General features: G+C 29.3%; 14 protein-coding genes and 1 pseudogene. 10 read left to right on the forward strand and 5 right to left on the reverse strand.

All coding sequences use genetic code 4. The features are described 5' to 3' along the window. From ACD762_RS00270 to ACD762_RS00290, 5 genes are read left to right on the forward strand one after another with little or no spacing between them, the layout of a single operon-like run. Entirely contained in the window at positions 1-1,398 is a 1,398-nt protein-coding gene (locus ACD762_RS00270; protein WP_423363821.1) for a GntP family permease, read from the forward strand. Positions 1,399-1,419: 21 nt separating this feature from the next. After that, positions 1,420-1,839, forward strand: a complete 420-nt coding sequence (locus ACD762_RS00275; RefSeq protein WP_423363707.1) for a MaoC family dehydratase — start codon at positions 1,420-1,422, stop codon at positions 1,837-1,839. 5 nt (positions 1,840-1,844) lie between these two features. Next, positions 1,845-2,984, forward strand: coding sequence for an acyl-CoA dehydrogenase (locus ACD762_RS00280; RefSeq protein ID WP_423363706.1), 1,140 nt, complete (start codon positions 1,845-1,847; stop codon positions 2,982-2,984). A gap of 15 nt (positions 2,985-2,999) precedes the next feature. Next, entirely contained in the window at positions 3,000-3,782 is a 783-nt protein-coding gene (locus tag ACD762_RS00285; RefSeq protein ID WP_423363705.1) for an electron transfer flavoprotein subunit beta, read from the forward strand. A 12-nt stretch (positions 3,783-3,794) separates the two neighbouring features. Next, positions 3,795-4,808 carry an electron transfer flavoprotein subunit alpha/FixB family protein gene (locus tag ACD762_RS00290; RefSeq protein WP_423363822.1) on the forward strand — a complete coding sequence of 338 codons (1,014 nt, stop codon included), beginning with the start codon at positions 3,795-3,797 and terminating at the stop codon, positions 4,806-4,808. Between the two features lie 283 nt (positions 4,809-5,091). Here the strand turns inward: ACD762_RS00290 and ACD762_RS00295 are convergent, their stop codons facing one another. The 5 genes and pseudogenes from ACD762_RS00295 to ACD762_RS00315 form a co-directional block, all read right to left on the reverse strand. Next, positions 5,092-6,681 (reverse strand): IS1182 family transposase, encoded by a 1,590-nt coding sequence (locus ACD762_RS00295; protein ID WP_423363416.1) that lies wholly within the window; start codon positions 6,679-6,681, stop codon positions 5,092-5,094. A 116-nt stretch (positions 6,682-6,797) separates the two neighbouring features. Continuing rightward, positions 6,798-6,989 (reverse strand): transposase, encoded by a 192-nt coding sequence (locus tag ACD762_RS00300; RefSeq protein ID WP_423364700.1) that lies wholly within the window; start codon positions 6,987-6,989, stop codon positions 6,798-6,800. Between the two features lie 6 nt (positions 6,990-6,995). Further along, positions 6,996-7,181, reverse strand: coding sequence for a hypothetical protein (locus tag ACD762_RS00305; RefSeq protein WP_423363823.1), 186 nt, complete (start codon positions 7,179-7,181; stop codon positions 6,996-6,998). 3 nt (positions 7,182-7,184) lie between these two features. After that, positions 7,185-7,343, reverse strand: a pseudogene (locus tag ACD762_RS00310) (transposase); the annotation flags it as partial. A 764-nt stretch (positions 7,344-8,107) separates the two neighbouring features. Further along, a complete protein-coding gene (locus tag ACD762_RS00315) occupies positions 8,108-9,214 on the reverse strand; it encodes a M20/M25/M40 family metallo-hydrolase (protein ID WP_423363824.1) in 1,107 nt (368 codons plus the stop codon). Between the two features lie 370 nt (positions 9,215-9,584). Here ACD762_RS00315 and ACD762_RS00320 point away from each other — a divergent pair, with 370 nt between their 5' ends. Genes ACD762_RS00320 through ACD762_RS00340 form a run of 5 tightly spaced genes read left to right on the forward strand, consistent with a single transcriptional unit; the run spans position 9,585 to position 14,484 of the window. After that, positions 9,585-10,343, forward strand: coding sequence for an alpha/beta fold hydrolase (locus tag ACD762_RS00320; protein ID WP_423363825.1), 759 nt, complete (start codon positions 9,585-9,587; stop codon positions 10,341-10,343). After that, a complete protein-coding gene (locus tag ACD762_RS00325) occupies positions 10,343-11,929 on the forward strand; it encodes a UDP-N-acetylmuramoyl-tripeptide--D-alanyl-D-alanine ligase (RefSeq protein ID WP_423363826.1) in 1,587 nt (528 codons plus the stop codon). The genes ACD762_RS00320 and ACD762_RS00325 overlap by 1 nt, the downstream gene beginning before the upstream one ends. A 2-nt stretch (positions 11,930-11,931) precedes the next feature. Further along, entirely contained in the window at positions 11,932-12,525 is a 594-nt protein-coding gene (locus ACD762_RS00330; protein WP_423363827.1) for an NUDIX hydrolase N-terminal domain-containing protein, read from the forward strand. A 12-nt stretch (positions 12,526-12,537) separates the two neighbouring features. Beyond that, positions 12,538-13,614, forward strand: coding sequence for an MraY family glycosyltransferase (locus ACD762_RS00335; protein ID WP_423363828.1), 1,077 nt, complete (start codon positions 12,538-12,540; stop codon positions 13,612-13,614). Between the two features lie 3 nt (positions 13,615-13,617). Further along, a complete protein-coding gene (locus ACD762_RS00340) occupies positions 13,618-14,484 on the forward strand; it encodes a DegV family protein (RefSeq protein ID WP_423363829.1) in 867 nt (288 codons plus the stop codon). Positions 14,485-14,503 lie beyond the last annotated feature (19 nt).

Genomic DNA, 14,503 nt, shown 5'->3' on the forward strand with positions numbered 1-14,503 from the left:
ATGGACATTTTAGGCGTAGTAATTATTGTATTATCTCTACTATCACTAATGTATTTTGCATACAAAGGTATGAGTGTAATCATGATTGCTCCAGTACTTGCAATGATAACGGCATTTATTGCAACTGGAACAAACCCACTTTATTCATTAACTGAAGACTTTATGCCTTCATTAGTATCATTTGTTAAATCATATTTCCCATTGTTCTTAGTAGGATCAATATTTGGGAAAATAATGGGTAACAGTGGAGCAGCTAAAGTAGTTGCAATGTCATTAACAAAATATATTGATGATAAAAAAGCCATCTTAATTGTAGTATTAGCAACAGCAATACTAACTTATGGTGGAGTAAGCTTATTCGTAGTAGTATTTGCAGTTTATCCAATAGCAGTAGAGCTATTTAGAAAAGCAGATATTCCAAAAAGATTAATCGCACCAACAATTGCATTAGGTGGATTTACATTTACAATGACAGCATTACCAGGTACACCACAATCAATTAATGCAATCCCGACAAAATACTTAGGAACAACAATCTATGCAGCACCTATACTTGGTATAATAGCAGCATTAGTAGTATTTGGATTAGGTATGTGGTACTTAACAAGAAGAGCAAAACAAGCTGAAGCAGTTTCAGAAGGATATGGAGAACATAATGATCATATCGTATTACATGAAGAAGATAGCAAACTTCCTTCAGTATTTATGAGTTTCTTACCAATGATCTTAGTATTTATCTTAAATTATTTCTTTACTTGGTGGTTCTTCCAACCAAATATGATTGAATATTTCACAGGACAATATCCAGTAGATATGGATGCAGCATTAAAAGTAGTTAACCCAATTTGGCCAATTACAGCATCAATTTCAATCTCAACAATTTTAGGATTAATCGTTTACAAAAAATACATTTCAAATGTAAACCAAACATTAACAGAAGGAACAGTTGGATCATTACTTCCAATTTTCAATACAGGTTCAGAAAATGGTTATGGTGGAGTTATCAAATTAATGCCAGGTTTTGCAACATTAAAAACACTATTAATTGGATTACCAATCTTACCATTAGCACAAATGGCTTTAGCTACAACATGTTTAGCTGCAGTTGTAGGATCATCATCAGCAGGTACTGCATTAGCATTAGAAACATTTGGTGATGAATTCCTAACTTTAATGAACACTTATGGAATCCCAGCAGAAGTAGTTCACCGTGTCGTTTTATTAGCAGCAGGATGTTTAGATAGTTTACCTCATTGTGGGGCAGTAATTACATTATTAACAGTTACTCATTTAACTCACAAAGAATCATATAAAGATATTGCGTTTAACACTATAGTAGCACCAATTATTTCAGTAGTAGTTGTAATTGCATTTTACTACGTAACTGGTTTATATTAAGAAAGAATGGAGTGAATAATCATGTCTTATACAATAGATATGTTAGAACTAGGAATGAATGCTAGTTTCACAAAAACAATCACAGAAAGTGATGTTTACACTTTCGCTGGTGTATGTGGAGATTTAAACCCTGCACATATCAACGATGAATATGCAAAAAACTCAATGTTTAAAGCAAGAATTGCCCACGGTATGTTATGTGGATCTTTAATTTCAACAGTGTTCGGTATGCAAATGCCTGGACCTGGTACTATTTTCATGGAAAATAATATGAAATTTAAAAGACCAGTATATTTTAACGATACAATTACTGCAACAGTAGAAGTAAGTGAAATGCTTACTGAAAAAAATATCGTTAAATTTACAACAAAATGTACTAATCAAGATGGAGTTGTAGTGATCGAGGGGACTGCTACACTTATGCCACCAAAGAAAGGATAGAAATAATGGACTTTACTTTAACTAAAAAACAAGAACTGTTTTTAGAACTATTTGAAAAATTTGCGCAGGAAGAAGTAGAACCAATTGCTGCAGCAATCGATGAAGAAGAAAGATTTCCAACTGAAACAGTTGAATTATTAAAAAAATACGGATTTATGGGGATTCCATTCCCAAAAGAATATGGAGGAGCAGGAGCAACAGATTTAGAATATGCAATGTGTGTTGAAACATTATCAAAATATTGTGGAACAACAGGAGTAATCGTCTCAGCTCATACTTCACTATGTGCAAGTCCAATTTATATGTTTGGAACAGAAGAACAAAAGCAAAAATATTTAGTACCATTAGCAAATGGTAGTAAATTAGGAGCATTTGGATTAACAGAACCAAACGCAGGAACAGATGCATCAGGACAACAAACAACAGCAGTACTTGAAGGAGACGAATACGTATTAAACGGATCAAAAATCTTCATAACTAATGGTGGAGTTGCCGATATATATATCATCATAGCAATGACAGACAAATCAATTGGAACAAGAGGGATTTCAGCATTTATAGTTGAAGCAACAACTCCAGGATTCTCAATTGGTAAAAAAGAAGAAAAACTAGGAATAAGAGCATCAGCAACAACAGAATTAATAATGAAAGATTGCAGAATACCAAAAGAAAACTTACTAGGAAAAGTAGGAAAAGGATTTGGAATTGCAATGAAAACACTAGATGGTGGACGTATAGGAATAGCAGCACAAGCACTAGGAATAGCGCAAGGAGCACTAGATGAAACTGTAAAATATACAAAAGAAAGAAAACAGTTCAAAAGAGCAATATCAGCATTCCAAAATACACAATTCCAATTAGCAGATATGAACACAAAAATAGAAGCATCAAGACTGTTAGTATATAAAGCAGCAACTGCAAAAAGTATGAAATTACCATACACAACAGAAGCAGCAATGGCAAAATTATTTGCGGCAGAAACAGCAATGGAAGTAACAACAAAAGCTGTCCAATTATTCGGAGGATATGGATATACAAGAGAATATCCAGTAGAAAGAATGATGAGAGATGCAAAAATAACAGAAATCTATGAAGGAACTTCTGAGGTACAAAGAATGGTAATCTCAGCAGCTTTATTAAAATAACAGGAGGTAGACTTGATGAATATCGTAGTATTATTAAAACAAGTACCTGATACAACAGAAATTAAAATTAATTATGAAACAGGTACACTAATAAGAGATGGTGTAAAAAGTATAATGAATCCAGATGATAGAGCTGGATTAGAAGAAGCACTAAAAATAAAAGATCAAAACGGAGCATGTGTAACAGTCTTAACAATGGGACCACCCCAAGCAGATATCATGTTAAGAGAAGCCCTAGCAATGGGAGCAGACATGGCAATATTAGTATCAGATGGAAAGTTTGCAGGAGCGGATACATGGGCAACATCATCAACATTAGCAGGAGCATTAGCAAAATTAGATTACGATTTAATAATAGCTGGTAGACAAGCAATAGATGGAGATACAGCACAAGTAGGACCACAATCAGCAGAGAAATTACACATACCTCACGTAACATACGTAGAAAAAGTAGAAGCAATAAGCGACACAGATATCACAGTACATAGACAATTTGAAGATGGATATCAAGTAGTAAAAGTGCAACTACCATGTTTAATAACAGCATTACAAGAAATGAACAAACCAAGATATATGCATACAGCAGGAATAGTTGATGCATATGAAGCCGAAATAGTAAAATGGACTTTAGCAGATATCGAAGTAGATTTAGCAAATATCGGGTTAAAAGGATCACCAACAAAAGTAAGAAAAACATTTACAAAAGAAGCAAGTGCTAAAGCGCAACCATTTGAAGGAACAGCTACAGAAGCAGCAGCCCTAATCAAAGCTGAGCTTGCAGAAAGACACTTTATTTAGGAGGATTGCTTGATGTACGATATAGAATTAGCAAAAGACTATTATGTCTTTATAGAACAAAAAGAAGGAAAAATCGCTGATGTATCATTAGAATTAATCAGTGAAGCAACAAAACTAGTAAAAAGAACAGACGGATATAAAGTAGTGGGAATATTACTAGGAAACAAAGTAAAAGAATTAGCAACAGAAGTAATAGCATATGGAGCAGACAAAGTAATAGTAGTAGATGATGAAACATTAGATATCTTTGTACCAGAACCATATACAAAAGCAATGGCAGCAATAATAAAAGAATATAAGCCAGATGGATTATTCATAGGAGCAACTACACTAGGAAGAGATTTAGGACCAAGAGTAGCAGCAAGAATACAAACAGGATTAACAGCAGATGCAACAATAATCGAAGTAGATCCAGAAGATGAAGGAAACAAATTACTATGGATAACAAGACCAGCATTTGGAGGGAACTTATTTGGAACAATAATATGTCCAGATCATAGACCACAAATGGCAACAGTAAGACCAGGAGTAATGAATAAAAACGAACCAGATTACAATAAAGCTGGAGAAATAATCGAATTTGATGCGAAACTAACAAAAGCAGACATCAATGAAGAAGTATTAGAATTTGTAGCAAGAGTACATGAAGGAGTAGATATTTCAAAAGCAGAAATAATCATCTCAGGAGGGCGTGGAGTAGGAAGCGCAGAAGGATTCAATGTACTACAAGAAGTAGCAGATAAAATAGGTGGAGTGGTAGCAGGATCAAGAGCAGCAGTAGATGCAGGCTGGATAAGCAAACCAAACCAAGTAGGACAAACAGGGAAAACAGTAAGACCACAAGTATACATAGCATGTGGAATCTCAGGAGCGGTACAACATACAGCAGGAATGGACAAAGCAGACTTTATCATAGCAATAAACAAAGATAAATATGCACCAATCTTTGATGTAGCACACGTTGCAATCGTAGGAGACTTATTTGAAGTATTACCAAAATTAGTAGAACAATTAGCTACTAAATAAAAGCTAGCAAATTATACAACTTTAAAAACACAATTAACTTTTTTAGTACAGTACAACTCAACATATATTTACTAAAGATTGTATAATTTTCTATAAATTTAATGGCTCTTTGTCAATAGGATGAAGTTTTACTATTTGATACATGAGTTAGTAAAAGGAGCTGTAATGCATTGATTTAATAATCATGCATTATAGCTTTTTTAGTTTTAATACAGAATTTGTTCAGTTATTAGTATATTTCATAAAAAAAGGCATTATTAAAAAGCCTATCACGATATTAAGTTTAAATATATCAATTAAGCTTAATTCTGCTTTTTTTATTATGATATTTTTTTATGTTATATCCTATACATATTAGTAAAAGCTCAGTTTTGACATTCTCTATCTTTTTTCTATGTATTCTAGTGTATTGATAATCTTGTTTAATTATTCCAAATGTTCCTTCTGCTTGGATACTTCTTTGTTTTCTTAAGTTACTACCAAAATCTCCTGTAAGGTTTTCATTTACTTTTTTGTACATTTCTTCAAGCTCAGGTGTAACTGTTATCATTCTATTTCCTGCAGCTTTAGTGCATTCTGATTTGACTGGACAGTCATTACATTTAGTGCATTCATATTTATATTGTTTTTTTCCGTAGCCATTTACATCTATTATATTTTCACTTATTAAAACATTAAACTCTTGATTTTCAGGACAAATTTTGAATCCATTTTCTGATGTTTTAAAGTTAATAGCTTGATATTTTTTCTTCTTAACAAAAGTTTTATCAAAATTAACTTTATTGAATAATGGGTATTTTAAAGTTAATTCCATATTGTGTTCTTTACAATATTTATAGTTTTCAAAACTACCATATCCAGCATCACCTACTGGATACTGTGGATAACTTTTATATTTAGATTTATACAAATCCATTAATGGAATGAATGTTCTCAAATCATTGGCACACTGAAATATATCTGCAACCATTATATATTCACTTGAAACTCCTACTTGGATATTATACCCTGGTTTAAAAACTCCAGTATTGTTATAATAATCATATTTCATGTGCATGAAAGTGGCATCATGATCAGTTTTAGAGTAACTGTTTCTATTTTCAAATATTTTAAAATGTTCTTCATATTTAGCTAATCTTGAATAATAATCATTTATTTTTTCATGTTTTCTTTGTAAATCGTGTTTTCTAGATCCTTTTCCATAAACAAACTCAATTTTTTGTTTTTTTATATTTATTTCAATATCTTCTACTATTGTTTTTAAGTATGTTGATTTATATTTATTTTTAACTGGAAAATATTGATCATAACATTTATTATATTCTACTATGAAAGTTGAAACATTAGTAAATAGTTTTTGTTGAAATTTTTCAACAGCTTTACGCCATACAAAACTAGTCTTTTTAGCATTGGCTTCAAATTTAGTACCATCTATATAAAGTTTTGAAGTATCAATTGAATCATCACAAGAGATAATATATTTATTTATATCATAAAATATATTTTCTATATTTTTATCAACTAAATTTTCATTTATAAATGTTGCGAAAGCATTGTGAGATGGAGTCTTCATATTACAAAGACTCATAAATCGTATGTCTGTTTTACATGCTTGTTCTATTTTTCTTAAAGAATAAATTTGGTTAGTATATGCAAATAAAATAACTAGTAACATCATTGTAGGATCATACCCTTGATTACCTCTATGGTATGATCGAGTTATGTATTTTGATAAATTAAATCCTTTCATTAGTTCTACAAATGAATGTACTACATCATCAGCTGGTGAAATTACTTCTACTTCTAGTGGTAAAATAAGCTGAACTGGTTTATAATTAAAAGCATAATTGTTATTGAGTAATTCGGTATTCATATATCAATTATACTAAAAAGGAAGAATGTTTTCTCTACATTGAGTAAACATTCTTCCTTTTATTGTATAGGACTATATATGCTAATGCATTACAGCCCCTTTTTTTTATGCTTTTTCTATACAATTAATAATTCTTGTATCATTATTCTAGTCTTTAATCTTTCAAATCTTCTAAAGCCACAAGATATTTTTTTTAACTTCTTGAATTTAGATATTGTACCTTCTATTATTCCATTATTATACTTAATACTGAAACTATCTTTTATATATTCAAAATACTTAATAAAGGTAGATATACAAGTTTTAATTTTATCTTAAGCTAATTTATTAGGCTGATCAATTGTTTTCTTAAAAATTTCCATATTATTATATTTTAAAGAAAATAGTAAATCTTGATATATTTCATAATTATTTTTAAAGTCCTCATTATTCTCGATTAAATAATTTAGAATTGCTTTATTGTTTGTAAACTTATAATTAAAGGTTGCATGCTTAAACATCACTTATGAAAGATTCTTTTTTAACTGTAATATAGGTTTTCAAAAATTTTTGAACTTATTTCTATTTTTTTCATCTGCATTCATAATTACAACTCTAGTTTTATTAAAGGCTCTAGTTAAATTCTGATAAATATGAAATCTATCGAATGTTATTTTAGCATGGGAAAGATATTTTTAATTACTTCAGTATAAGGTGTATATATATCAATTACAATATATACAAAAGTATTTCTTGTTGATTCAATATTTAATCTGGATATATTAAGTTTTAATGATGCATTTAATATTAATGATTTTAATAAAGATGCATTTAATATTAATGATTTTAATAAAGATAGGTTCAATATAAAAGCCTATAGTATCGATAATTTTACATATAATAGTAACTTAAATGTCAGATGTGAATATATAAAATAACACAAAAAAAGCCGTAATACAGAAAGAATATTGGCTTTTTTGTGTGTGAGGAACATGTCATTTAACTATGTGATGAAAGTTTACTGAAGTGGTTTGTAACTACAAACCACTAGTCGAAAACATGGAGAAAGTCGCAAGTCTCAACAAAAGAAAGTTCTAGACAAAATCTTGACTCGAAGAACATGATCATATAAGGTATTATAAATTGGATGAGTTTGCCAAACAAAACAAAGTTTAATAATCTTGTGAAATTAGGTATACCCAAAGGTAAGGCAGGGTAATATGCAAATACAAGAAAAGGACTGTGGAGAATATCCAACAGTCCTATATTAAGTCGTTCATTAACCAACGAGTATTTAGAAAATTTAGGTTACTTAAATCTAAACTAACTATATAATCAAAGGTAACATATAAAAAAATTGTAACCGCCGTATACCGAATGGTATGTATGGTGGTATGTGAGTGATCTAATTAAAAGACTGATTAGTATCTACTCGATTATTTAACTATTATTGAGTTAATAAAGTAAATAATGATTTTGCAGTATTTTCCATGTCTAAAATAGATATTTTTTCTTCAGTAGTATGCACTTTGTCCATACCACATGAAATATTTACACAATTAATTCCACCAGCATAGTAGACATTTGTATCACTACCACCACCAGTAGATTTAAGTAAAGGTTCTAAATTATTAGCTTTAAAAGCTTTTTGAAGTTCAACAACAATATTAGAAGATTCATCAATTACTAATGGATCATAATTTCTTGTAACTTCAATATCAGTAGTTCCACCTAAAGCAATAGCAGCATCCTCTAAAGCTTTAATCATAGAATCAGTTTGTTTTTCTAATTTAGGAATACTTAAAGATCTAGTTTCACCTCTTAGTTCAACTAAGTCAGTAATGATGTTAGTAGCACCACCACCACAAATATAACCAAAGTTTGCAGTAGTTTCTTCATCTATACGATATAAATTCATGTTTTCTAAAGCTTTAGCAGCAATTTGAATTGCACTTATACCTTCTTCAGGTGCAAGACCAGCATGAGCAGGTTTACCATGAATTAAAACTTTAAAAGCATCTTGAGCAGGCGCTTTTGTAATGATAGTTCCAATTGGACCACCAGAGTCAATAACAACACCTTCTTGAGCAGTTAATTGAGTAGTATCAAAGTTCTTAGCTCCTTTAAGTCCACCTTCTTCAAAGATAGAAAAAACAGCTTCTACAGGTCTAGATGATAAATTATTCTCAACAATTGTTTGCATACATTCAACAATTATTGCAGCTCCAGCTTTATCATCTCCACCAAGAATAGTACTTCCATCAGTATGAATTAAATCACCATCAATAATAGGTTTAATTCCATTACCAGGAGTTACTGTATCTAAGTGAGCAGATAATAATAATGGTTTTTTAGAACTATCTCCAGCCATTTTAGCAAAAACATTGTATCCATTAGAACCAATTTTTTCACCAGCATTATCAATAATTACTTCAAAACCTAACTCCATAAGTTGTTTTGCTAGATAATCGCACATTTCTTTTTCATTTCCAGATTCACTATCGATTTGAATATAACTTAAAAAGTTATCTACTAATCTTTTTGTATTAATCATAATATGTCCTCCTATAAACTAATTATTTAACTAATAACATTATAAACCAAATTTTCACAATATGCTATATTAGTTTGTTAATTAACTTGTAAAACATGAAATTGTGCAACTATTATAATTGTATAATAAAGAATACGTTTAACTTGTATATTTCAATATAGTTATAGAAATTAACTATGTGTAAAAAAGTTAATGATTAGATAGTGTTTTTTTGTTCTTGTTGTGAGTTTTAGTTATTAATATAATAATAAGATAAATAGAAGATTTTAAAAAGGACACTAGGCAATTAATTATAAATGTATGTAGCATTGAAATTATAAAACATGTTATAATAGATAAGAAAACTTAAAATATAGAAAGGTAGAGTTATATGGAAGTTACGATAGATAATATGATAATTAACTATGAAGAAATAGGTCATGGACAACCAGTAATATTAATGCATGGTTGGGGTCAAAACTTAGAAATGATGTATTCAATAGTTGCAGGTTTAAAAGACCAATATCATGTATACAATATAGATTTGCCTGGGTTTGGTCATAGCGATGAACCATCAAAGGCATATACAATAGATGATTATACAAATTTTTTAGAAGAATTTGTGAAAATAAATAATATAGACAATCCAATTATTATAGGACATTCATTTGGATGTAGAATAGCTATAAAGTATGCAGCACGAAAAAATCCTGTAAAGGAAATGGTGTTAACAGGAGCTGCAGGTCTAATTGATAAAAAAACACCATTGTATTACTTTAGAGTTTATACATACAAATTCTTTAAAATATTTAAAAATGTGCCCTTTATAAAATATTATATTCAAGAGGCAATGGATAATGCAGGAAGTGAAGATTATAAAAATTCTTCACCAGTGATGAAAGGTATTTTAAAGAATGCTGTAAATGAAGATTTAGAATCATATTTAGGTAAAATAACATGCCCAGTCTTACTAATATTTGGATCTAATGATGATGCAACACCTGTGTGGATGGCAAAAGTGATGGAAGATAAGATGCACAATGCAACGCTTAAAATTTATCAAAATGCTACACACTATGCATATTTAGAAAATATCGATAGATTTAATAAAGATATGTTGGAATTTTTAGGAAAGGAAGATGATAAATAATGATATTATTTATTTTAACAATTCTTGCCCTAATCACTTATACAGTATTAGTAGTAAGGTTTATGTTGCAAGCATTACATATGTTTCAACAAAATAGATATGAACTTGTAAGACTTAGACAGTGGGAAAAAGCAAATGTTACTAAAACATATCCATTATATATTATGGTTACATGGTTTATCATTGCTATACTTTCAATACCACCATTCTCACTTGAAGTAAGAACTTTTTGCATCGCAAGTGTTATTGCAATTCAGGTAATTAATCAAACAAATAAAAATAAATATAAAACAGTAATAAAACCTTTAGTTTATACTAATAGGGTTAAAAGACAAATTTTCACATGGATAATATTATATATATTATTTATTATCCTTTTGTACTTTATTAAAAGTAATTATTTTCTATTAATATTCTTAATGTTTATCTTTAATTTATATCAAATGCATGTAATATCTTTAGTAGCAATAATTAATTATCCAATAGAAAATACTTTTAAAAAGCGTTTTATGAAAAAAGCGCAAGATAAGCTATTTTCTTATAACAATCTTACTAAAATAGGAATTACAGGAAGTTATGGAAAAACTAGTAGTAAAAACATTATTAATGAGATATTATCAAAAAAATACTACTCATTAGTTACACCAGCTAGTTTTAATACACCATTAGGAATCTCAATAACAATTAATAATTATTTACAACCAATACATGAGATATTTGTTTGTGAAATGGGTGCTGATAAAGTTGGTGAAATAACAGAATTGTTTAATTTTGTTAAACCACAAATAGGTATAGTTACATCAATTGGACAAGCACACCTAGCAACATTTAAAACGCAAGAAAATATCATTCAAGAAAAAATGCAGATGGTAGAGTTAATGGATGCTAATGGCTTAGTCGTTTTAAATAAAGATGAGAAATTTATAAGAGAATATAATATCACAAGTAAAGCTAAACAAATATGGTATGGAATTGATAATGAAGCAGATATTATGGCTAAAAATATAAAGTATTCTAAAGATGGAACTTCATTTGATGTTGCAATAAATAATGAAGATATTCACTTTGAAACTAGATTGCTAGGAAGACATAATATATATAATATATTAGCAGCAATTGCTATAGGAATTCACTTTGATATTGCAGTTAAAGAATTAATTATTGCTATAAAGCAATTAAATTATATTCCTAATAGATTAGAAGTAAAAAAACAAAAAGACTTTACAATTATAGATAATGCTTTTAACTCAAATCCAGTATCAAGTAAAATGTCATTAGATGTTTTAGAAATGATGCCAGGTCAAAGAATAGTAATTACACCTGGAATGATAGATTTAGGTGATAAGCAAGAATACTATAATAAAAGTTTTGGAGAGTATTTTAAATCAAAAGCAGATATCGTAATTTTAGTAGGAAGAAAACAAACTAAACCAATATATGATGGTTTAGAAGAAACTGGCTTTAACATGAAAAATGTATATGTTGTTAATAAAATATATGATGCCTTTAATGTTATGAATAAAGTCAGAAAGCCAGGTAGTTATGTATTATTAGAAAATGACTTACCTGATGCCTTTAATAATTAATAATGGAAATGATAGAATATATCTTAAGAATGCAAGCTATTGCTAAAATTGGTAAGACTTTTTCTCAAGATCCATATGCATTAGAAAATTACGATGAAATAGAAAAGGTATCTAAACAAATGTTAGAAGATTATCAAAACATTAATTTAGATAGAGATAATTACTATGTTAAAGATATTTATCCAACACCTAATGTTAGTGTTAGGGTAATAGTAGAAAAAGAAGGTAAGTATTTATTAGTAAGAGAAATAAAAGAACAGAAATACTCTATACCAGGAGGCTGGTGTGAAGTATTCAAGAATTTGAGTATAAATGGTATAGAAGAAGTATTACAAGAAAGTGGTTATAATGTTGAAGTTCAAGATCTTTTAGCAATATTTAACCGCTCGAAAGTTCATGCTACTTCAGTAAGTGAGTATGCTATTTATATTAGTGCAAAAATTATAGATAAAGTAGACAATATATTAATTGAAACTGATGATGTAGACTTCTTTAAAAGAGAACAATTACCAGCATTATCATTTAAAAACGATATAAAAGAACTTGATATAGTATTTGATGTTTATGAAGGAAAAAGAAAACCATATTTTGATTAAAGGAAAGATTACATGTTAAGTACATATGTCATAGGATTTGCAATAGCCCTTATTTCATCACTATTATTAGTTCCAGTAGTAAAAATAGTAGCTAAAGAATTATGGATAGTAGATAAACCTGGTGCTAGAAGAGTACATACAAAAGTAACCCCACGTTTAGGAGGACTTGCTATTTATAGTGCCTTTATGATTGGTTGTCTTTTTACCGTAAAAGGTGATCGAGCAATTATGGCAATGCTAATGGGTGGTTTTATCATAGCTTTAAGTGGTGTTATAGATGATATGGTAGAAATGAGTGCAAGAAATAAACTATTATTTCAAATAGTTGCAACATTAGTAGTAGTCTTTTATGGACAAATAAGAATAGGTCATATTAATATACCTGGTGGATTTGTCATCAATTTTGGATTGCTCTCAACATTCATAACAATATTATGGATTATAGGAATAACTAATGCAGTTAACTTAATAGATGGATTAGATGGATTATGTGCAGGAGTATGCACAATTATCTTATCTACCTTTGCAATGATGGCCTTTATTCTTGGTAGAGAAGATATCGTTTTAATATCTCTTCTACTTTTAGGCTCAGTAATAGGCTTTCTCTATTATAACTTTTATCCAGCTAGTATTTTTATGGGAGACACCGGAGCTCTCTTTCTAGGATTTATGATTGCAACAATTTCCTTATTAGGATTTAAATCATCAGCCTTTTTAACACTAGGACCAGCTATATTCATCTTAGCTATCCCAATACTAGATACATTTTTATCGATAATTAGAAGAAGATTAAAAGGTGTTTCCTTTTCAACACCAGACAAAGAACATCTGCATCATACACTAATGTACAAAATGAATTTAACACAATTAAAAACAGTATTAACAATATACACTATTACCTTTTACTTTTCACAAGTATCTTATATTTATCTAATAAATAAAAGAGTATCACTTGCAATGTTAATAGTAATAGCAGTGATAATAGAATTATTTGTCGAGAAAACGGGAATGATTTCAAAAAACTATCGACCAATATTAAATATAATAAATAAAATTAAAAACATATTTATTAAAGATAAGGAGAATTAAAAAATGAAGAAAACTGCATACATACTTGATAGCTCATCTTTTTTGACAGAAGAAGAAGCAAATAAATTAGGATTTCATTATATGCCATTACATGTAATAATTGAGGGAGAGGACTATTTAGAAGGAAAAACATTAGACTTAGATATGCTTAAAGAAGCAATTGAAAACAAAAGAAATGTTTCAACATCACAACCTAGTCCTGGAGAAGTGATACAGTTAGTAGAACAACTTAAAAGTGAGGGATATGATCAAGCTGTATTTTCTGGAATAGCATCAGGATTATCAAAAACACAAGAAAATGTTATTAATACTGCAAAAGAAGATGGTTTTAAAGTATATAATATAGATTCTAAAAGTGTTGGTAATGCCTCTAAATATCCTTTAATTAAAGCAAGAAAATTAATAGAAGAAGATAAAATGGAAATTGAAGAAGCTATAAAGTATGTTCAAGAAAGTGAAGCTTTAAAATCATTGACTACAGTTTCAGTTGGGGACTTATTTCATTTAAGTAGAGGTGGTAGAATTACACCAGCTGCAGCAGCACTTGGAAGTATGTTAAAAATAAAACCAATACTTAAACTCGTTTTAGAAAAAGATGGACAAATAGATTCAGTGGAAAAGGTTAGAACAGAAAAAAAAGCCTTGAAAAAAATGGTAGAGTTAACACTTAAACCTTTTAATCTAAACAATAGTGTTGTTTTAATAGCAGATTTCTATGGTAAAGATGTAGCAAAAGAGCTAGAGAAAATAGTACATGAAGTATATCCAGAATTAGAAATAGAAAGATATAACCTTTCACCAACAATTGGAGTTCATGTTGGATTAGATTCAGTAGGATTACAAATAGTAGATATTTCAATGCTTAAATAATAAAAATAGGGGGAATAAC

Origin of the sequence: Mycoplasma sp. P36-A1 (assembly GCF_049478495.1) — a bacterium.
In the GTDB taxonomy this organism is placed as follows: domain Bacteria; phylum Bacillota_I; class Bacilli_A; order JAJDGJ01; family JAJDGJ01; genus P36-A1.